Raw genomic sequence first — 21,090 nt, 5'->3', positions numbered from 1 at the left:
GTAGCAGTATACAGATTATAGTTAGTGGATATGTTGATAAGTAAATTAGTTACATATAAAACAGCAGAAATTTACTTATCAACATATCCACTAACCAACAACATTCAATAAATTTGTGTAAGATGCCATTTTACATAAGATGAATTAGAAGCATTTTTTGATTTTAAAGTACTAAACCTTCAGTTAACCTTTTAGCCCTATAGTTCTTGATATGATCTGGATCAAAGGCCTTTTTTGAACTTAAAACACCAAAAACTATATGAAGTAACTTACGCATTGCAGCACCAACTATGGCCATAGCATGCTTGCCTTTCTCTTTTAATCTTTCGCAAGAAGCCATAATGATAGGATTATGCTTTTTAGCTGCTATAGCAGGAAAGTACATTGCTTTACGTAATGTTCGTGAACCGGTTTTACTTAATCTGGGCTTGGCATGTACGGATGAGCCTGATGTTATATTTTGTGGTATAGTTCCAGCATATGCTGCCAATTGCCTAGCATTTATAAAGGCTTTTATACCAGGAATTTCAGCTAAAATAGCTATTGCTGTTTCCTCTCCTATTCCTGGAATAGTTAATAGGAGTTGAAAATCTTCCAACAATTCTTTGTGTTGTTTTAATAGTTCGCGTATGGAGTTTTTTATTGTTTCTATTTTTTGCTCTATGTTCATTGCAAGGTCTTCCCAAGCATTTGCAACTTCTTTAGGCAGTCTCTCTTTCTTTTCTAAATGATTATTTGCTAATGTTAACTCATCCTTTAACGCATTTGAGCAACGATAAAGATGTTTTAATTTTTTCTTTTCAGGAGAAGGTGGTGTCCAACGAGAAGGTTCCTGTCTTTGACAATAATCTGCAATAATCTCTGCATCAGTCTGGTCATTCTTTTGTCGTGTAAGCTTACTTTTTGCATAAAATCTTATGCAAGCTGGGTTTACAACACTAACGAAATATCCAGCGTTGTGGAGGAACTCAGCCAAAGCTTCGCTATAACAACCAGTGGATTCCATGCAAGCTTTTACTTCTTCTACGTTATGTTTTTGTAGAAAGTTCAGTAGACCTTGAAACCCAGTATCATCATTTTTAAATTTCCTTTTCCTAGTTTCACGCTTTCCTTTTTTACTTATGAATGAGAGAGAAACATCAAAGCGTTCTTTTGAAACATCTATACCTAAAAAGTTGTTGATCATATATAACTCCATATACTACTATTAAAAATGAAAAGTAAGGCTTACCTTGTGAATACAGAATTAGAACCATTTAGGCCTTTCTACGATACCGTCCAGCCTCTACTTTTGAGAAGGGAACTCTTTTCTTTTCTACAGATTTTATATCTAAGGAATCTTCCAGAGTTCTTCCCTTCTCCACCTAATGCTTAAGCTTAAAAACACTAGATGCTTTTTTCAAGATACAAGGAAGATTTAGAGAGGGAAATTCGACAACTTGAACCTGGAAAATCACTTGCAGATGAGCTAAGCGAAGAAAATACGAAGAGGGAAATAGAAAAACTTCAATATCAACTTAAGGAAAAGGAAGGGATGTTAACGTGTACACAGGAAGAGCTGGCATCTGTCAAAGAGAGTCTAGAGCAACTGCAGAACATATTACAGCAGGAAAAAGGTCAGGCAACTCAAACTGAAGTTGAATATGAAAGTAGAGGAACAAGCATGCAGCAGCAAGACCAAGGTATACAAGCTGTAAACAACAACTCAAGCAGAATAGCTAGTGGGTTAAGACAAGAAAACAAAAAATTGACTAGAGACAAACTAACTATATCTGAACAATTAAAACAAAAAATAAGAGAGATTGACGAGTTAAAGAAAAATTTAAAGCAACTGCAAGAAGAAAATAAACAACTAAAACAAGAAGTTACCAAAAATGCAGGCGTTGATGCATCATCTTCAACAGGTCAAAAAGAAGCTAAAGAAGCAGAAGTTATACCGCAAAACATTATGGATTGGCCTGTTCCAATTCCAGACGATAAACCAGAAGAGCAGAAAACTCCATTAGAGCCAATCAAGGTAAATACAGAATTATCAGATCCAAAATCAATCTCCGCTGAGGGTCCGGAAAAATCTCTTCCTCTTTCAAAATGATGAGTTTTGCTTCTATAGCTGACCCAAGCAACACGTCATCCCGCGATTTATTCGCGTTATCTCAGCCGCTAACACGTAGCGGGATACTTAACCGTCATACCGTGATTTATTCACAGTATCTCTTAGCCGCTAACAAGCAGCGGGATGACAGCAATCCTACGTCATGCCGCCGCGGTATCTCTAGATCCCGCTAACTAGTAGCGGAATGACGAATTTTTGTTTTTCAAATTATAGCTAAACATACTGTAATTGCTATTGAATGATGGAGAGACATACTCCATTATTTTAGCACGAAGTAACAAATTCAATGAATTGGTTCTTCAAAAATAATTTAAACTTTTACAGTAGGTCATGAAATATTATAGCGATCTCATTAAAAGAAACTTTTATAAGTATCGTTGATGAGAAAGGAAAAGTTGTTAAGGAAGAAGTTGTTGCAAGCGAAAGTAAGGTAATAGCAGATTAGCCAAGGCAAAAAATACGAACCCATAGGAATAGAAAGTGGATAGTTGTCAATATCAATGTGCAAAGAGTTAAGGAGTTTTGGATTACCAGTAATTTGTGTAGATGCAAGGCATATGGCAGCAGCGTTGTCTGCAAGAATCAATAAGAATGATAAAAACGATGCGAGGGGTATAGCGCAGATGATGAGAAGTGTTAGTAAAATCAGTTGTCAAATTAAAATAGCGCTTGGAAGCAGAAGACAGCTAATGTGTAGCAAACAGCAGGTTATTGGAACAATAAGAGGGTTGTTGAAGATACATGGTCGATAAAGGATCAAAATTTGAAACTTTCGCTTTAAGAATACAAGAGGCAATAAATAATTTGGATGAAATCAGTAGGAGTTCAATTGAAGCGTTAGTTTGTAGTTTGGAAGCAATAGAAAAGTCATTAAGAAAGCTTGACAAAATGCTTTCAGAACAAGGTGAAAAAGACGATGATTGTAAATTGTTAACTACTGTTCCAGGAGTGGGGATTATAGTAGCAATGACGTATAAAGCTGCAATTGATAACCCACATAGGTTTGAGAAATCTGATACAGTTGGAGCATATATATGGTTGACACCAAGGCAATATTCTTCTGGAGAAGTTGATCGGCATGGCAGCATATCAAAGATGGGACCAGCGGAATGTAGAAGTATGTTATATGAAGCTGCACAAACAATGCTTACAGTTACCAAGAGGACATTTAAATTAAAAAACTGGGGTTGCGAAGAAAAAAGGAATGAAAAAAGCAATTGTAGCAGTAGCAAGAAAATTAGCTGTAATTATGCATAGGATGTTGGTTGATAAAACAGAATTTTATTATCAATAAACATCAAAAGAGCATAGGACAATAATTTTATTGAAAATAAAGATAGCAATGCCGATGGAAGGGACAAGCAAGAACTTAGTTAGACTTCGTGGTAAATATGTTGCCGTCCACTTCCACCTAACAAGTATAATGCGGCTTGACTGTATTAAATAAGACTTGACCTGACACTTTAAAAAAGTAAGTTAAAAATAAAGGAGTGTTAGATATGAGTACAATACAGACAAAAATATTAAAACCAAAGCTAGAGAACTAGCAAAACAACTAGGAAATGTGTCTCAAGCATGCAAAGTGATGGGATACTCAAGAGATACATTTTATCGCTTTAAGGAGTTATATGAAAATGGAGGAGAGGAAGCATTACATGAAATAAGTAAGAAAAAACCGCTATTAGCAAACAGAGTTTCCGACGATATAGAAAGAGCAGTGATTGGTATAGCAACAGAATTTCCAGCATATGGGCAAGAAAGAGCTGCAAATGAACTGAGAAAAAGAGGTATAATAATTTCTCAGGGAGGAGTAAGGTCTGTATGGCTAAGAAATGACCTTGAAACTCTCAAAAAGAGACTTAAAGCACTAGAGACAAAAGTAGCTCAAGACGGAATCATTTTAACTGAAGAACAACTTGCAGCTTTAGAAAAAGTGAAAGAACAAAGGGAAGCTCATGGTGAAATTGAGACGCAACATCCAGGTTATTTGGGTTCTCAAGATACCTATTATGTGGGCAATATCAAAGGTATAGGGCGCATTTATCAGCAAACTTTTGTTGATACTTATTCCAGAGTTGCAATGGTTAAACTTTACACGGACAGAACAGCTATTACAGCTGCAGATCTTCTCAACGATAGAGTTATTCCATTTTTTGATGAGCAGAAAATTCCATTATTACGCATTTTAACTGATAGGGGTACGGAGTACTGTGGCAAGCCCGAAAATCACGCTTATCAGCTTTATTTGGGCATAGAAAACATCGATCATTCTAGAACTAAAGCCAACTCTCCACAGACTAATGGCATATGTGAAAGGTTTCATAGAACCATGCAAGATGAGTGTTACAATATCATCTTTAGAAAGAAAATCTACAGTTCTTTGGAAGATCTACAGATTGATGTTGATCATTGGTTGCGTTCTTATAATGAGACAAGACCTCACTCGGGTAAATATTGCTATGGCAAAACGCCTATGCAAACTTTTCTTGATAGCAAATATATTGCTTTTCAGAAAAATATTAGTAGCATTACACAAGAGCCTGATATTAGTTTTGACTACCTCAATTCTTCTGTCAGTTAATTCTTGTCTGTCAGATCAAATCTTGTCTTTTACATTTTAACTTATGTAAAATTACCAAGGATTATGGAGAAGATATGCTGTTTTGATTTGTGTGAAAATTATTGTTGACTTATGTGCAATTAGAGAACCTAAGTCACTTTAGCTATAATTCAGAATTGAGAGCTTTTAATAACTCTCTAACTCCCACTTAGGTCTTGGTGCAAAATTAAGTGGATCTATATAATTTTTCTGTAACCTTTCAATTCCTGTCCATCCAACCATAATTGCATTGTCTGTACATAGGTCGTTAGGGGGAAAAAATATGTTTAAGTTTATGTGTTGTTTTAATTTTTCTCTCAAGAAATTATTTGCTGCAACTCCGCCGGTAATCACAAAGTCATTGATTTTGATATTTAAAGATTCGGCCATAATAATCGCATTACTAACCCTGTCCAGCAGTATGTCACTAATACACTCTTGAAACGAAGCACATACATCACACACATCTTGCTCGCTCATTTTAAGTTCTTGCACTAAGTTTTTTACTGCTGTTTTAATTCCAGAAAACGAAAAGTTACATCCATAACGTTTTATCATTGCCCTTGGCAATTTAAATCTTGCACCATTGCCTTTTTTAGCTAACTTTTCAATTAATGGCCCTCCGGGATAGCTTAAACCCAGCATCTTAGCAACTTTATCAAATGCTTCTCCTAGTGAATCATCGAGCGTTTCTCCAAGTTTAATGTATTTACCTACATCCTGTGCAATTAAAAATTGACAGTGACCACCTGATATTAGTAGGACTAAAAATGGAAATTTTACCTCATGCAGTAACCTAATAACCAATGCATGCGCTTCTAAGTGATTCACTGCAATGAATGGTTTTTGTGCTACATGCGCAATTGCTTTAGCCATCATTGTACCAACTATTAATCCACCTATGAGTCCTGGTCCTGATGTTGCTGCAATTGCATTGAGGTCACAAAAGTTAAGGTTAGATTTTTCCACGGCGCTTTTTATTAGACCACTTAAATGCTCCATATGAGCACGTGAAGCTATTTCAGGGATCACCCCACCACGTTTTTTGTGTTCTGCTTGGGAGAGAATTTCGTGAGCAAGGACTTGCTTGTCACTATTTACAATCGCTACTGCAGTTTCGTCGCAGCTTGTTTCAACAGCTAAAATGGTTTTCATGTATATTCGAGCACTTTATTATCAAAACTATATCTTGAAACGCTGTAGAAGTTAACTGCAAAGTTAACTTCTACAGCTAAAAGATTTACCGACAACCGTCATCCCGCTACGTGTTAGCGGGATCTATACCGCGAATGAATCTACAATCGTATGAACATTGCGCTATTGAGATGGAGCACTTTCTTGTTATTCCAGGTCTCCTCTCTCGTCATCCCAGTGCCCTGACTACTTGGATCCAGAAAAAAGAATGGTGTCATGAAAGTAGCTGACACTGATTCCTTTATGATGGTGTCATCCCAGTGTCACGCACTGGGATGACAGGAAGAGGAGACTGAGATGACAAATGTGAGTGCTGATGTAACAAATGTAAATGCTCGAATGACATCAATAGTTATATACATTTTATCACTAAACTAGACGTTCGTACAGTCGTGGAATGAATCGCGGGATGACGTAGGAAAACCTGCACTATAAGCTAATCATCATCTCCAAATATAGAGCTAATTTTTTTGCCCCCAGGAGAAAATTTATTAGTCCAACTGCTTTGCACTTTGGTTACGTCTTTAGTGGCAGTTTTATTGCTGTATTCCTTGATTTCCTTATCTATTCTCTCCATCATTTGTGAATCAAGGTAGCTCTTTTTCCATTGGCCAGTAGCAAGGAACACTTTGTTTAAGTCTTGAGTGCGGATTAAGTATTCTTTATCTTTAGGGTAAACCTCCTGCGCCCAAGCAAATAGCTCAAAATAGCGTGCAAATAATTCAGATGCACGTGATTTTGCAGTTTGATAAGCCTGTATCTCCTTAAATATAACTTGGCCGATAATTTTCTGCACAAGAATATTTGCTTGCTTTAGGTTCTGCTCAATATCCTGGTAAACTTTATGGAGGAATTCCTGCTCCAAATTTAAGTTCAGTTCATTTTCAACCATGTGTGAAAGTTCATGCACTATAATGTATGGGTTTGACTTCCTCAGTACAATAACATATCTATTTACACTGGAAGACCTGATTGTCTTACACACTCCCTCTTCCATATCCACTAATCCCTCTTGGTATATTTCAAATGAGAGCCTATTTTGCTTTATTAGTGATAAAGTGAGGTTTAATGTGTTTCTAAACTTCTCAAATTGATAGAGATATTCGACATACCGTATTGCATTTTCACTGCTTCCTACTTGAGTTGCTTGTTTTATTAAATTCCTGATTAGCATACCTTATTATTAAAGGAATTCTTTTTATACTCAAGAATTGATTGGCTACAAAGTGTTTTTAGGAAGCCTGATTGCATAGCTAAAGTAATTCATGTTTACTGATAACCGTCATACCGCGATTCATTCCATAGCTGTACGAACATTGTGATTTGAGAGCAATTTCCATAAGGGAGGATGTCATTCCAGTGCTTGGCACTGGAATCCAGCCTTTCCATAATCATCAAAACATTGTATTTTAACGTAAAACAGCTATTTTTATGCTCACCAACTTAATAAAATTCCTGGATCCAAGTAGTCAGGGCACTGGGATGACATTACAGGGGCACTGAAATGACACCATTTTCGGTCTCTTAAATTGCTTTAGCCATAAATATTTAAGAAATTTACTAAATAAAAAAAAGGCAAAAGAAGCCCCGTGGTGGTTGGCTATTTACTATGTACTAAAATATCGGCGTTTTTTTTATTCTAAAACGCTTGATTAAGAGCGATTTAGCTGCTTTTAACTTGCAACTAACCTACACCGCAAGTGTTTAAGAAATTTACTAAGCAGGAAAAAAGGCAAAGAAACCCCGTAGTAGCTAGCATTCAAATTCTCCCTTGTCAATTTGACGTTTTTTGCTGTCTTAAACGCTTTGTAAGCGCGTTTCGGCTTATATAGGTAAAAACCTAAAAATTTTTAAAGACATGCGATGCACGTAGTGCGAAAAATTAAACATGAGACGCCAAATACCCTAAGTTTTTTGTCATTAACCTGCACAGATTGCGAAGATAAATAAATAGCTTCACTGTTATGATAAGGGGGCTGGCGAAACTTGTAAAGGAATTTTTTACATCTAATTTATAGCTCCCTGCATGATATCACGTATTATCTATACCAAGGTGTTCTGCTTGTAGATATTATACCAACAATCCACTATTTTTTTTATGTCTTGTGGTTTAGTTTCTGGACCTATACTGATTCTAATTGAACACTCTGCTTGCTCTTTTGTTGCCCCCATTGCAAGCAAAACATGGGAAGGCTCAACTTTTCCAGAAGAACATGCGGAGCCATTACTAACTGCAATATAATTCAAGTCAAAATGCATGAGCTGCACATCACTCTTTACTCCTGGCATATAAATAAAACTTGTGTTTGGCAGCCTCTTAGAGTTTTTACCGAAGATTCTTATGTCACTGGCAAAATTTAATAATTCACACTCTAATTGATCACGTAGCTCCTTTACTTCATCCATTTTTGATAGAAGGTCTGGAATATTTTGCAGTGCAGCAGAAAGGCCTGCAATCGCAACAATATTTTCCGTACCACCACGAAATCCCTTCTCTTGTCCACCACCTATTATAATCGGTTCTATCGCAAGTTCTTTATTGAATATTAAAACTCCACTTCCTGCTACACCGCCAAATTTATGGGCGGATAAAGTGAGTAAATCCACTCCTAAATCTTCCATATTAACTTTAATTTTCCCAACACTTTGAGCAGTGTCAGTGTGGCAAATTGCTCCAAATTTGTGGGCTATTTCAGCTATTTCCTCAATAGGTTGAATAACTCCGGTTTCGTTATTTGCCATCATAACTGAAACTATTGCTTTGTTTCCTTTAAGTTCGCTTAGAATTTTTTCTAGCTCTAAAAAGTCAACAATGCCCTCCTGATTAACGGGTATTATGTATGGATTACATGCAGAATTAAGAATTGAAGGATGCTCTATAGCTGAAATTACATGCAGGTAGCCTGCTATTCCTCTCATAACAAGGTTATTCGCTTCGGTTGCACCAGACGTGAAAACTATTTCTTTATCACTTGAGACGCCAATAGCACCACGTACGTTATCTCTTGCATCCTGAAGAATCTTCCTCGCTTCTTGTCCTCTTTTATGTAGTGATGATGGATTGAGCGTTTGTTTTAACAAGACCTCAAATATACTTTTTTTTACATTTTCACTAATTGGAGCAGTTGCATTGTAATCAGCATATACGCAACCACTATTTTCTAAAGAGAATGGACTCATCTGTCACTTAAATAAGTTTACCATCAACTATAGCCATAACTATGTACGTTAGCTTTAACACGATAAAAAATTTATTGCAAAAACAGCGAAATTAATACATAATTAATAACTCACGTCATTAATACCTGTCAAGCGGGTTCTTATTAGGGGTTACCATGGTTGAAGTTTTTTTGAATAATGCAACAAGAAAGATAGAAGGTGAATACCACCAAAGCAAAGATGCCAACGCGCCGGTTGTGCTGGTTTTACATCATCATCCTCAATATGGTGGTCATATGGATAGTAAAATTGTACATAGTACATATACGTCTTTTATCGATAACAATTTTTCTGCATTGAAGATTAACTTTCGTGGTGTGGGAAAATCTACCGGAACTTTTGATAAGGGTATAGGAGAATTAACTGACGCTGCGGTAGCCATTGATTGGCTTCAGGAACATAATCCTAGCAATGTTCCAATTTGGATCGCTGGTTTTTCTTTTGGAGCATGGGTGGCTATGCAGCTAACAATGCGCCGCCCTGAGATAGTGGGTTTTATTGCTCTTTCTCTTCCGGTAACTAAGTACGATTTTTCTTTTCTTTCTCCCTGTCCAGTTTCTGGGCTTATAATACAAAGCAGTAATGATACAATCTCAGAAGAAAGCGATGTAACAGAATTAGCAAAAAGGTTGATAAATTCAGTAAGAAGTGATCACATGAAATACCATATAATAGATGATACTAATCACTTTCTAAAGGATAAAGAAGAGGAAGTGACTCAAATCGTGGACAATTATATAAAACTGCGCTTGAATAGTGCAACTATTTCTTCTCAAAAGGTCAAAAAAGAGGTAAGGGTAAAAGAATATGCCTAATCTTTACAAACAAGAGAAATGAGTGTAGTAATATAAATGAAAAGGTTTTGTTATGTTTAAAAAGCTATTATTTTTTGTTTTAGCTGTGTTTATGTTATCGGGGTGTTCCCTAAGTAAACAGCGTAAGTTAAAAAGTCCGTGTATAAAAAGCAATGAAAGCATTTCATGCGAGTTGTACTCTGTTAATGATCATTGGTTAGATAAGTATAAGGCATAGAAATTGTGCTATTTTTCCTATTCACAACTTCACTAATGATCGATCTCTCAATTGGAAAATGCAGTCTGCCTTTTCTGCAAGGAGATGATTGTGTGTTACTATAAGCATAGAGCTGTTATTTTCCTTTACGTATGAATGTAGCAGTAAAAACACCTTAAAAGAATTTGTTGGATCTAAATTTCCTGTTGGCTCATCTGCAAGTAAAAGCTTTGGAGAATTTACAATGCTTCTTGCAATTGCAACTCTCTGCCTTTCCCCACCCGAAACTTCAGATACCATGCTACTTGCTTTGTTTTCCAGACCAAATTTTTCCAACATTGCTTGCGAATTTTTTTTTGCTTCAGCTTTGCTTTTTCCTGCAATGAGTTGAGGAAGCATAATATTTTCCAACACCGATAACTCTTGTAACAAATAGTGAAATTGATAAACAAAACTAAGAAAATTTCTTCTTACATGAGTTTTATGCTTATTACTGGCTTGTGTGCAATTTATTCCATCTATCGTAACTATACCTGAAGTTGGCTTGTCCAACAAGCCTGCGATTTGCAATATAGTTGTTTTCCCTGCACCTGAATCGCCAATCAGCGCTACTACTTGCCCTCTTGTGACACTTAAGTTGATATCCTTTACAACAGCAGAATTGTTCTTGAAGCTTTTATCTACGGAAGTTAGTTCTAGTGCTACATTACCACCCATGTTTAAAAGATCCAGAAGGCATCTAAGTTTTAGTAATAATTAAACCGAAAAACTGTTACCACAACCACATTGAGACTTAGCAAAGGCATTCTTTATTTGAAAACCAGAACCACTGAGATCCTCAGTATAATCTATAACTGAGTTATTTAAAAATTTTGCTGAACAATTATCAACCATTAATACAGGGTTTCCATTTTCATCATTAATTACTATATCTTTACCTTTTTCGCTAAAACTGGAGTGGCTTCTATAGTCCTCACTTTCTTCATAGTCATAGTCATCATCTTCGTCTTCGTCATCAAACTCATCATCGTAATCATCGTCTTCATCATCCAAAGATAGATTTTTATTCATTTGATCCATAAGAAAATTGTATTTGAAGCCAGAACATCCACCACCTGAAACTGCAACCCGTAAAATGGAACTCTTATCCCCTTCCTGCTCTGCAAGAGAGTGAATTTTTTTTAGTGCATTATCAGTTAAGTTGATGTTGTAATTTGTTGACATAGTAACCACCGTTTATTATTGATAACTTATTATAGTAGAAATTTTACATGTCAAACAATAATTTTCTATTAAATTATGCATGTTTTCCAAGCAAAACAAAAGGGAGATACTTCAAAGAGCCAGAAGATGAGAATCGCAGCTGCTTTCAGCGTGATAGGGACCGTATCATTCACTCTAATGCGTTTAGAAAATTGGAGTACAAAACACAAGTTTTTATCAATTATGAGCACGACTACTATCGCACTCGGCTTACTCATAGCCTTGAAGTTGCACAAATTGCAAGGTCCATTGCGCGTAGACTTGGCTTAAATGAGGATATCACTGAATGCATAGCGCTCGCACATGATCTTGGTCATCCTCCATTTGGTCATGCAGGTGAAGATGCTCTAAAGAAATCAGTTCAAGATTTGAATCTTGATAATGAGAAGTATGAGTTTGATCATAATGTTCAAGCTATAAGGATTTTAACTTATCTTGAACAAAAACATGCTGATTTTGATGGTATGAATCTAAGTTGGGAGGTGATTGAAGGAGTTGCAAAACATAACGGTCCCTTGCTTGGTCAAAACGCGGAGTCTTCTACAAGTAATCAGCTGTTATTAGAATACAACAAAAAATATGATCTAAAACTTGAAGAATTTTCAAGCATTGAAGCGCAAGTTGCTTCAATTGCCGATGATATTGCTTACAGTGTTCACGATCTTGATGATGCACTCAGGGCGAATTTAGTAACCATCGAAGATTTGCTGAATGTTCCTTTAATTGAAAAAATGTTTAAAGACATAAGGAGCAGATATTCAGAATTGCCTCAGAGCAAACTCATACATGAATCACTGAGTGGAACTATAGGAACTATGATAAGTGATGTTGTTTCTCAGACTGAAAGAAATATTGAAGATCACAAAATAAAAAGCGTAGAAGACGTAAGAAGTCTAAATAAAATGCTAGTCACATTTTCACCAGAAGTTGCGAGTGCTACAAAAGAAATGAAAAGATTCAACATGGAGAAAATATACAGAAGCTATAAACTGAGTAGAACGATGAACAAAGCAAAACGCATAATACAGGAACTCTTTCAATGTTTTTATGAAAACCCAGGATTACTTCCCACAGAGTGGAGCAAACTCGCTTGTGAATCTCAGCGTTCAGTAATAATATGTGACTATATCTCAGGTATGACAGATAGATTTGCTATACACGAGCACAGAAGAATTTTTGATACCTCATACGAAATGACTTCTTTCTAATGACTGATGATCATTTCATGTCAATTGCATTAAGGCTTGCAGAAAAAAATCTTGGAAATGTTGCACCAAATCCTGCTGTCGGGTGTGTTATTGTAAAGGATGGTACAATTGTTAGTGAGGGATACACAGGGATTGGTGGGCGTCCGCATGCGGAGGTAGTCGCTTTGCAAAACGCTAAAGATTCAACTCATGGCGCAACTATATATATCACTCTTGAGCCATGTTGTCATCACGGAGTCACGGGGCCTTGCACTGCAAAAATCATAAAAGCTAGCATAAAAAGAGTAGTAATTGCAACTATTGACCCAGATAGTAGAGTTTCAGGCAGAGGCATGAAAGCTCTGAAAGAAGCAGGAATTGAAGTTGAGCAAGGTATTATGCAAAAAGAGGCAAAAGAACTGAATGTCGGTTTTTTCACCACTAAAGAATTACATAGACCATTTATAGCTTGCAAAGTCGCAACAACTCTTGACGGAAAAATCGCAACATTTACAGGCGATAGCAAATGGATAACAAGTGAAAATACGAGAAACTGGGTGCATGAGCTCAGAACGAAATATGATGCAATTATGATCGGCAGCAATACTCTTATTAATGATGATCCACTCTTAACTTGCAGATTACCAGGACTTGGAAGTAGATCGCCAATAAGGCTAATTATAGATAGCCAAGGGAGATTAAAGGAAGAGCATAACATTGCAAAGACTGCAGACAAAGTAATAACTTGGGTCATCACAAATAAAGAAGTAGAGAAAAAAATAAAAAACATTAACTACTTAGTAGTTAATTCAAGCAACGCAGGTAAGGTTTGCCTAAAGGACATGGCATTAAAACTTGTTTCAGAAATTGGTATAACAAGATTATTAGTTGAAGGTGGAGGAGTGTTAATCACAGAACTATTAAAGTGTAATTTAATCGACAGGTTGATAATATGCCGCAGTGGTAAAATTTTAGGCAATGATGCCACTCCTTTTGTAGGAGATTTAGGGATTCAATTCATTAACAACTGTTATCAGTTTAAAAAAACAAAGATAATAGAGTTTAGTGAGGATATAGTTGAGGTTTGGGATAGGTCGTCATAATCCTTACATACTCAAACAGTAAAAAAAAGGTATCCGTTCAGCGGAGCGGTAAAATAAAAAGTAGACAAGGAGTGCTAAAAACATAATATCACAAGTAGTATGTGTGGTAAATATGTCTGATCTACTAGCTAGTCTTCTCAAGCTCTGTGAAAGCTTTAAAATAGAGATAGAGCAACTAAAAGCAGAGATAAAGAGGTTAGAGATAGAAAACGAAAATTTTAGATCTGAGAATAAGGCGCTAAGAATCGAAAATGCTGAATTGAAAGAAAGACTAGGTCTGAATTCACAAAATTCATCGATACCGAGCTCAAAAGAGTTATACAAGCTAAAGAAGAAAAAGAAAAAAAGTGACAGGAAAATAGGGGCACAGATTGGGCATGAAGGAAAGTATCGCCCTAAAATGGAAGCAGATGAAGTGGTGAAAATAGAGTTCTTGCGAGTGCGGAGGAGAAATTGCGATATCGAAAGAGCCATACATTCATCAAAAAGTTGATTTGCCAGAAATTAAGCCTTATATTGTGGAATACCAATTACAGAATGGCCGCTGTTGCAAGTGTGGAAAAAGAAAAAGTAGCAGGCTACCAGAAGGTGTTACTGCGGATACATTTGGTCCAAAAGTTAAGTCAACAATCGCGGCGCTGAGCGGATTTTACAAGAACTCGAAAAGAGAAGTAGCAAATATTATAAAAAATATTTTCAACCTGGACATCAGTGTTGGTAGCGTGTCAAATAGCGAGGCTAGAGTTGCAGAAAAATGCCAAGAAGCATATGAGCAAATCGAGCAAGAAGTAAGTAAAAGTGAAGTTCTGCATATCGATGAAACGAGCCATTATAACAAAGGTAAACTTGGTTGGTGCTGGATGTTTGCCAGTAATACAGCAAGTTTTATAAAATTGACAGAGTCAAGAGGAATGAAGGTTTTACAAAATAGTAAGTTCTGCAATCGCAATAGCTTACGACAGGTACGCAGCATACAACTACTTTGCCGATAAGAACAGGCAAATCTGTTGGGCACATTTATCAAGAGATTTTGAAAGATTAGCACATAGTTGAAGTTAAAGTTCTGGGCTGTTACTTAAGAAACGTAGCCACTGAATTATTTGCACTAAAAAAGGCCTTGCTAAAAAATGAGATAGATGTTTTTAGATTTACCAGACGTGCCAGAAAATTGCGAAAACGTACAAGGTATTACTTGAAGCCGTTTACCTGAAGCAATTGGAGCTTCTCGAGTTGCAAAAAATATTTTGAAATCTGAAAGAATAATGTGGAATTTTTTAGATGACCCAGAAAACATTCCGCTGACAAACAACCATGCTGAACAGCAGATACGGCATTATGTCGTTTATCGCAAAAATTCATATTTTACCCAATCGAAGCGGGGAACTTGAACGGATAATTTCATTATACTTGACATGGAAACAAATGGGCTTTCCAAAACCTCTTATCTATCATCTCTCACACCGCTTAGCTGAACGGATACAACCCAAGAAAGGTTTTTCTACGTCATACCGCCGCGGTATCTCAGCATAGATTCCGCTAACGAGTAGCGGAATGACGAATTTGTTGTTTTTCAAATTGTAGGTAAACCTAAGCCACTTTAGCTATATAGGGTCACAACAATAGATTTTTAAGATCGTTTACGGCCTTCTTAATATCTTCAGCCTTGAATATCGCCGATCCCGCAACTAAAATATCAGCACCTGCTTTTATTATATCAGCTGCGTTAGAAAAGTTAATTCCACCATCTACTGAAATTTGTGTTTTAAGATTACGCTCCTGTATCATTTTTTTTATAGTAGATATCTTGTTCAACTGTGAATGAATGAATTCCTGTCCTCCAAAGCCAGGGTTGACTGTCATAATCAGCACAATATCTAGCTCATGTATTATGTATTCAAGCACACTTGGAGAAGTTGAAGGAACAATTGAAACTCCAACTTGAATCGGTTTTTTTTCGTCGTTTACATTTTTGTATGACTTTATCTTTCTTATCAACCTCTCAAGGTGTATCTCTGCTTCTGCATGTACAGTGATAATATCAGCACCAGCATTTATAAAGCTTTCAATGTGGTTACCAGGAGATGTGACCATTAAATGCACATCAAAAGGAAGATTGCTATATTTACGTATTGCAGAAACAACGCTAGGACCAATTGTAATATTTGGAACGAAATTCCCATCCATAACGTCTATGTGTATGTAATCCACACCTAAATCGCTAATTTTTCTTACTTCTTCCCCTAATTTTGCAAAATCTGCTGAAAGTATAGAAGGTGCAATTTTAATACTCATGAGCTGCCTTTTTTGCTAAAAAATAACTTATTTTTAAAACTCTGTCACCCTAATACTATGCGCACCATCTGAGTAGCTATAGAAACTGGATACTGATATCGGTATGCCTATTTAACTAGATCTTAAATTAGATAAAAAAAGGTAGTCTTGATAAAACTTATTTACAGCAAGTTTTTTTACATTTGGACTTTCTGTTTGTTCTTTTTTGTACCCTAATTTATAGCTTATTGAATCCTTATATGAACTGATCGTTTTGTATGCTTTGTTCATCTCTCTAGGAAAGATGCCATTAGCAATTACAATGCATAACCCTGTAGCTGTTGCAAAAGCTAGAGTGGTAAATGCTAGATTTTGTAAAAAATTCCTTCCACTAACTTTTTTTTCCTGTATATTAGCAGAGTGCGATTTGTTTGACACTTCTTCTAGATATTCATGCCATATGTGATTGCAGTGCGTACATTTTACCTTTCTTCCAGACGCACCAATTTGCTTAGGAGATACTAAGTAAGTCTTAGTACAATTATAACATTGTATTTTCATAGTACTTACGTATAAAGTAGTAACAAGCTTAAATGATACAGAGCTACAAATTTAATATCAATATATATATAACAAATGGAAGGTTTGCAACTAAAAAAAACACAGAGTGAGATAAAAGATATTTGGAAAAATAGAGAAAAATTTAATGACTGTAATCTAAAGAAAACAGCAAGAATAGCAATTAAAGAGGTAATTGAGCTCCTTGATAGTGGCAAAATTAGAGTAGCAGAAAAGCTATCAAGTGGAGAATGGGTAGTACATAAGTGGATAAAGCAGGCAATATTATTACATTTTCTCACCGAAGAAAATAAAATAATAGATAATACTAATTGCTGGTTTGATAAGATCGGTAACAAGTTTAGTGAATGGAATGAGGAGAAATTTCGCCGGTTAAAAATTAGAGCAGTTCCTGGGTGTTTTGTTCGCCGATCTGCTTATATAGGTACAAATGTTGTTCTAATGCCAAGTTTTATCAACGTTGGTGCATATGTTGATTCAGGAACAATGATAGATACCTGGTCAACGATTGGTAGCTGTGCGCAAATAGGAAAAAACTGTCATATTTCCGGTGGAGTGGGAATAGGTGGAGTTCTTGAGCCTATTCAAGCTTCACCTGTCATTATAGAAGATAATTGCTTTATTGGAGCACGTAGCGAAGTGGCCGAGGGTGTGGTAGTGAGAGAAGGATCAGTCCTTGGCATAGGCGTGTTTATTGGGGCATCAACAAAGATTATTGATAGAGAAACTAGCAAGGTATTTTACGGCGAAGTGCCACCTTATTCTGTAGTGGTACCAGGGTCTATTCCATCTAAAAATAATATTTCAACCTATTGTGCAGTCATAGTAAAAAAAGTGGATGAAAAGACGAGATCGAAAATCTCTATAAATGAAATATTGAGGGATTAAACTATCTCACTGCTTGTCGTCACTTTTTTTATCATTATTACTAACCACAGTAATGGCATAAGCGCATAACTCTGAGAAAGAGACTCCATTTTCTTGAGATAGTTTATATAATTTTTGTAGACTTTCTTTTACTTTATTAGGAATATTCCCTCCACGTTCTTTTACAAGCCAGGAATCTTGATGATGAATTGGATGAGCATCACTTTTTGGATTTCCTATGTATATTGCAAAAGGTGAACTTTGTCCTTTGAAGTCACATTGTACAGTAAATTTTTTTATAGATTCAGCCATCTAAAGACCTCTACTTTTCTTTTTGGTCGATTTTATAGCAGGTGGAAGAGGTGGTTTCTTTATAAAATCTTGTCTATTGACAACACTTTCTCTACCTTCCAAAGCTCGGCGAACATCAGCTCTGCTTAATTGCGACTCTTTTGCTACCTTCATTCCATGCTTTGCCATAATATTAGCACATGCTAGTACTTTTTTTACCAATTCTAGATCACCATTTAGCATTTGAACTAGCACTTGAAACACTTCCGCTAAAGTTAGCCCATCAGCATTTATAACCTTGTTTTCTATAAAATTGACAGCTTCTTCAAATTTGTATTCAATACTATCATCTTGAGGTATAAGGGCAACATAATCGGTGTTTTTGTCGTCCATAACTGAAGCACTATTACTCACAAACTTAAGTTTATACTATATATATAAATACTCTACTATTTTATATTATGGCACGCTATAGTTAAACATTTATTAATAACATGCTCACTTATATACACGAATTAATTGACAAAAGTCAAGGATCAATATCCATCAGTGATTTCATGAATGCCGTTTTGTACCATGAAAAATACGGCTATTATACAAGTAAATTACCGCTTGGTAAGGATGGTGATTTTACTACCGCACCTGAGATCAGCCAATTATTTGGTGAAGTAATTGCAGTTTGGATAATGCATACATGGGAAAAATTAGGAAAGCCATCAAAATTTTCTCTAGTTGAACTTGGGCCAGGCAAAGGAACACTCATTCACGATATAATAAGAGTCACTAAAAAGTACAGCAGCTTTTTTAATTCAATGTTGATCCACTTAGTTGAAATAAGCCCTACTTTACGGAAGATACAAAAGGAAAAATTAAAAAGCTTAGATGTTAATTGGCACAAAAATATTGACAACCTACCAGAACAACCAACCATTTTTTTAGCAAATGAGTTCTTTGACGCTCTTCCGATAGATCAGTTTGTATATCATGATGAGGGGTGGTATGAAAATATGGTGACAAAACAAGATGATGGCAGTCTCTTGGTGTCATGCCAGTGCGTGACACTGGAATCCAGAAAAAAAGAATCATGGATTCCAGTGTCAGCTACTCAGATGACAAATGGAAAATTTTTTAATGGTGCAGTGGTGGAAATATGTTCAGTTGGGGTTGAAATATTAAAAAAACTTGAGAAGAAGATATATAATAATAAAGGAGCTGCTTTGATTGTAGATTACGGTTATGTATACCCCGCATATAAGAGCACTTTGCAATCGATAAAACAACATAAGTATGCTAATTTTCTTGAGAATGTTGGTAATAGTGATATTACCGCACTTGTGAACTTTCAAGCGTTAAGAGATTCATTAAAGCATGTAGATTGTGAGATTTTAACTCAAAGGGAATTTTTATATCTTTTTGGCATAAAAGAAAGAACCCAGGCTTTAATGAAAAGCGCAAGTGATGAACAAAAGAATAGGATCTTTAGTGAATTCTTAAGGTTGACTGAAAATATGGGCACTCTTTTTAAAGCAATGCTATTGATATAGCTAACCCAAGAAAGGTTTCCCTACATCATACCGCCGCGATATCTCAGCATAGATTCCGCTAACGAGTAGCGGAATGACGAGCTTATTGTCATGCCGCCGCGAACCGTCATACCGCGATTCATTCGCGGTATCTCATCAGCTAACAAGCAGCAGTTCTACGTCATACCGCCGTGGTATCTTTTAGCATAGATCCCGCTAACACGTAGCGGGATGACGAGCTTATCGTCATGCTGCCGCGAACCGTCATACCGCCACGAACTGTCATACCACCACGAACCGTCATACCGCGATTCATTCGCGGTATCTCTAGATCCCGCTAACAAGCAGCGGGATGACGGTTGTCTCCTAGCTGTCATCCCAGTACTGGTAGACTCAAATCACAATGCTCGTATAGCTGCAACCCTGGAGGTACTGTTTCTCACCCACTGCAAATATTGCACGGTACTGTCCACTTGGTCGTCGTGGCGCGTTTCAGGAAACATTAAAATCTCATACTCAAAATCGTTCAGCCATACTGCTTGATGTGGCAGAAAAACCTTGCCAGACTCTATCATCGGAGCAATCCGGTGGAATCGAGTGAGCTTGTCATCATGTGGCACTATTTCAATAATCGGTAAATCACTGTTTGTCTTTAGCTCTTGCACCAATTGTTGACCACTTGTTTTTGCTTCGATTAAAATTGCGTGTGGCGTCCATCTTGCAGCTAGTGACAAAACCTGTTCTTTAAGCTTTGGATACTCAAGCTTTGCGCGATATACGTCGAGTAAATAGAATTTATTATCTATTTTTGCCCAGGTGGTGCAGACACTAAAGTTGCTCATGTTACTTGTTGAAACCGCAGTATCCCAACTTTGTGTTATATGCGAGAGATTATCAGGAAATTTTTTATAGCGTTTCAACCACTCTGGTTTAATTATACCACTTGAAAGCGGCAGAGGGTTTTGTTGATATTGAGCAGCAAAAGCGTAACTCCCAAGTTCAGCTTTTATTATCTCAACTTCTTCTTTTCCTCCATCGAGGGGATATAACAACTGACCTTCTTCTCTTGAATATAATATCCTTACAGGTGACGCTGGTTTATTATATAATCGCCTGGTCGCACAGTGCTGAGCTACTCGGATGATAGGAACGGGAGGTATTGGCTTTTTGATTGAATAAATAACCTGCTTATTTTCAGAAATCATTGGCAAACAAATATGATGCCATATGTTTTTTGGCTTGGAGAGAAGGTGTCCAGTTAAGTCCTCCTGGTGTAGCCTGTGCATTACAAGAACGATGACTCCTTTTTTTCTATCGTTCAGCCTGGTTACTAAAGTCTGATCAAACCAGTTTGTGGCACGCTTTCTAAGCGTTTCACTCAAAGCTTGAGCAGAACTGAGCGGATCGTCCACAATGATAAAATCACCACCTTCACCAGTTAGTGTTCCACCAACTGATGTTGCGATTCTGTATCCTCTCTGCACTGTTTGAAATTTATATTTGGTATTCTGGTCTTTGGATAGTTCTATCTCTGGAAATAGCGCTCTATACCAACTAGACTGCATCACGCACCTGGTGTCGAGCGAGTGCTTTTCGCTGAGCCGCTGAGAATAACTTGCAACTATTATTCTCGCAGTTGGTTGGTTTCCCAGTATCCATGCGGGCCACGCAACACTAGCGCACAGGGATTTCATTGAACGCGGAGGCATATTGAATATTATTCGTTTCACTTCACCAGCGCTCGCTGCTTCCAGCCTGTCTGCTATGACTTTTATATACTGATAATCGTTATACTCACACCCCGGCACTACCGTTTGAAAGCATAACTCAATGAATTTTAGAAAGTTCATGATATAATGTTGAAACCAAC

At 36.7% G+C, this 21,090-nt stretch carries 20 protein-coding genes and 1 pseudogene; 10 read left to right on the top strand and 11 right to left on the bottom strand.

Annotated features, from left to right (window positions below):
- Positions 1-163 precede the first annotated feature (163 nt).
- A complete protein-coding gene (locus EA652_RS03655; RefSeq protein WP_007548332.1) occupies positions 164-1,186 on the bottom strand; it encodes an IS110-like element ISWen2 family transposase in 1,023 nt (340 codons plus the stop codon).
- A 204-nt stretch (positions 1,187-1,390) separates the two neighbouring features.
- Between EA652_RS03655 and EA652_RS07155 the strand changes: the two genes are divergently transcribed.
- The 4 genes from EA652_RS07155 to EA652_RS03630 all read left to right on the top strand — a co-directional run bounded on the left by EA652_RS07155 (position 1,391) and on the right by EA652_RS03630 (position 4,694).
- Positions 1,391-2,092: a hypothetical protein gene (locus EA652_RS07155; RefSeq protein WP_006280344.1), complete on the top strand. Its 702-nt coding sequence runs from the start codon at positions 1,391-1,393 to the stop codon at positions 2,090-2,092.
- Positions 2,093-2,613: 521 nt separating this feature from the next.
- Positions 2,614-2,865, top strand: a complete 252-nt coding sequence (locus EA652_RS03640; RefSeq protein WP_010081945.1) for a hypothetical protein — start codon at positions 2,614-2,616, stop codon at positions 2,863-2,865.
- On the top strand, positions 2,855-3,370 hold the full coding sequence (locus EA652_RS03635; RefSeq protein WP_006280346.1) for an IS110 family transposase: 516 nt from the start codon (positions 2,855-2,857) through the stop codon (positions 3,368-3,370). The genes EA652_RS03640 and EA652_RS03635 overlap by 11 nt, the downstream gene beginning before the upstream one ends.
- A 265-nt stretch (positions 3,371-3,635) precedes the next feature.
- Positions 3,636-4,694 (top strand): IS481-like element ISWpi2 family transposase, encoded by a 1,059-nt coding sequence (locus tag EA652_RS03630; RefSeq protein ID WP_094189589.1) that lies wholly within the window; start codon positions 3,636-3,638, stop codon positions 4,692-4,694.
- A 165-nt stretch (positions 4,695-4,859) separates the two neighbouring features.
- Here EA652_RS03630 and tsaD read toward each other — a convergent pair whose 3' ends face one another.
- The 3 genes from tsaD to EA652_RS03610 form a co-directional block, all read right to left on the bottom strand.
- A complete protein-coding gene (tsaD, locus tag EA652_RS03625) occupies positions 4,860-5,867 on the bottom strand; it encodes a tRNA (adenosine(37)-N6)-threonylcarbamoyltransferase complex transferase subunit TsaD (protein WP_006280520.1) in 1,008 nt (335 codons plus the stop codon).
- 475 nt (positions 5,868-6,342) lie between these two features.
- Positions 6,343-7,080, bottom strand: coding sequence for a WD_0702 family putative metalloprotease (locus EA652_RS03620; RefSeq protein WP_012673220.1), 738 nt, complete (start codon positions 7,078-7,080; stop codon positions 6,343-6,345).
- 869 nt (positions 7,081-7,949) lie between these two features.
- Positions 7,950-9,086, bottom strand: a complete 1,137-nt coding sequence (locus EA652_RS03610; protein ID WP_007549200.1) for a cysteine desulfurase family protein — start codon at positions 9,084-9,086, stop codon at positions 7,950-7,952.
- A gap of 155 nt (positions 9,087-9,241) precedes the next feature.
- Here EA652_RS03610 and EA652_RS03605 point away from each other — a divergent pair, with 155 nt between their 5' ends.
- The gene (locus tag EA652_RS03605) at positions 9,242-9,940 is read left to right on the top strand and encodes an alpha/beta hydrolase (protein ID WP_007549199.1); all 699 of its coding nucleotides are present in this window, start codon (positions 9,242-9,244) and stop codon (positions 9,938-9,940) included.
- A 238-nt stretch (positions 9,941-10,178) separates the two neighbouring features.
- On the opposite strand, the gene EA652_RS03595 is transcribed toward EA652_RS03605, so the two are convergent.
- Together EA652_RS03595 and EA652_RS03590 are read right to left on the bottom strand one after the other, a co-directional pair.
- Positions 10,179-10,853 (bottom strand): ABC transporter ATP-binding protein, encoded by a 675-nt coding sequence (locus EA652_RS03595; RefSeq protein WP_007549198.1) that lies wholly within the window; start codon positions 10,851-10,853, stop codon positions 10,179-10,181.
- Between the two features lie 39 nt (positions 10,854-10,892).
- Positions 10,893-11,360, bottom strand: coding sequence for a HesB/IscA family protein (locus EA652_RS03590; RefSeq protein WP_012673221.1), 468 nt, complete (start codon positions 11,358-11,360; stop codon positions 10,893-10,895).
- A 47-nt stretch (positions 11,361-11,407) separates the two neighbouring features.
- On the opposite strand from EA652_RS03590, the gene EA652_RS03585 reads away from it, so the two are divergent.
- The 3 genes and pseudogenes from EA652_RS03585 to tnpC all read left to right on the top strand — a co-directional run bounded on the left by EA652_RS03585 (position 11,408) and on the right by tnpC (position 15,157).
- Positions 11,408-12,607 (top strand): deoxyguanosinetriphosphate triphosphohydrolase, encoded by a 1,200-nt coding sequence (locus EA652_RS03585; RefSeq protein ID WP_007549196.1) that lies wholly within the window; start codon positions 11,408-11,410, stop codon positions 12,605-12,607.
- Complete coding sequence (gene ribD / locus EA652_RS03580; protein ID WP_007550419.1) at positions 12,607-13,689, top strand: bifunctional diaminohydroxyphosphoribosylaminopyrimidine deaminase/5-amino-6-(5-phosphoribosylamino)uracil reductase RibD; 1,083 nt, start codon at positions 12,607-12,609, stop codon at positions 13,687-13,689. Before EA652_RS03585 ends, ribD begins: the two co-directional genes overlap by 1 nt.
- 112 nt (positions 13,690-13,801) lie before the next feature.
- Positions 13,802-15,157 (top strand): annotated as a pseudogene (gene tnpC, locus EA652_RS03575) (IS66 family transposase).
- A gap of 143 nt (positions 15,158-15,300) precedes the next feature.
- Here tnpC and rpe read toward each other — a convergent pair.
- Both rpe and EA652_RS03565 read right to left on the bottom strand, forming a co-directional pair.
- Complete coding sequence (rpe, locus tag EA652_RS03570) at positions 15,301-15,981, bottom strand: ribulose-phosphate 3-epimerase (protein ID WP_007549508.1); 681 nt, start codon at positions 15,979-15,981, stop codon at positions 15,301-15,303.
- A 111-nt stretch (positions 15,982-16,092) separates the two neighbouring features.
- On the bottom strand, positions 16,093-16,521 hold the full coding sequence (locus EA652_RS03565; RefSeq protein WP_007549510.1) for a zinc-ribbon domain-containing protein: 429 nt from the start codon (positions 16,519-16,521) through the stop codon (positions 16,093-16,095).
- A 75-nt stretch (positions 16,522-16,596) separates the two neighbouring features.
- Between EA652_RS03565 and dapD the strand changes: the two genes are divergently transcribed.
- Positions 16,597-17,427 (top strand): 2,3,4,5-tetrahydropyridine-2,6-dicarboxylate N-succinyltransferase, encoded by an 831-nt coding sequence (gene dapD, locus EA652_RS03560; RefSeq protein WP_010962782.1) that lies wholly within the window; start codon positions 16,597-16,599, stop codon positions 17,425-17,427.
- Positions 17,428-17,433: 6 nt separating this feature from the next.
- Here dapD and EA652_RS03555 read toward each other — a convergent pair whose 3' ends face one another.
- Together EA652_RS03555 and EA652_RS03550 are read right to left on the bottom strand one after the other, a co-directional pair.
- Complete coding sequence (locus tag EA652_RS03555) at positions 17,434-17,718, bottom strand: DUF2610 domain-containing protein (protein WP_007549418.1); 285 nt, start codon at positions 17,716-17,718, stop codon at positions 17,434-17,436.
- Positions 17,719-18,090 (bottom strand): hypothetical protein, encoded by a 372-nt coding sequence (locus tag EA652_RS03550; protein WP_022626336.1) that lies wholly within the window; start codon positions 18,088-18,090, stop codon positions 17,719-17,721. It lies immediately after the preceding gene.
- A 101-nt stretch (positions 18,091-18,191) separates the two neighbouring features.
- Here EA652_RS03550 and EA652_RS03545 point away from each other — a divergent pair, with 101 nt between their 5' ends.
- A complete protein-coding gene (locus EA652_RS03545) occupies positions 18,192-19,241 on the top strand; it encodes a class I SAM-dependent methyltransferase (protein ID WP_007549412.1) in 1,050 nt (349 codons plus the stop codon).
- 377 nt (positions 19,242-19,618) lie between these two features.
- Here the strand turns inward: EA652_RS03545 and terL are convergent, their stop codons facing one another.
- Positions 19,619-21,070, bottom strand: a complete 1,452-nt coding sequence (gene terL / locus EA652_RS03540; RefSeq protein WP_012673222.1) for a phage terminase large subunit — start codon at positions 21,068-21,070, stop codon at positions 19,619-19,621.
- Positions 21,071-21,090 lie beyond the last annotated feature (20 nt).

This window comes from Wolbachia endosymbiont of Drosophila ananassae (assembly GCF_008033215.1).
Classification (GTDB): Bacteria; Pseudomonadota; Alphaproteobacteria; order Rickettsiales; family Anaplasmataceae; genus Wolbachia; species Wolbachia pipientis.
The sequence above is the reverse complement of the archived record's forward strand: the minus strand, read 5'-3'. Positions and strand labels throughout refer to the sequence as shown.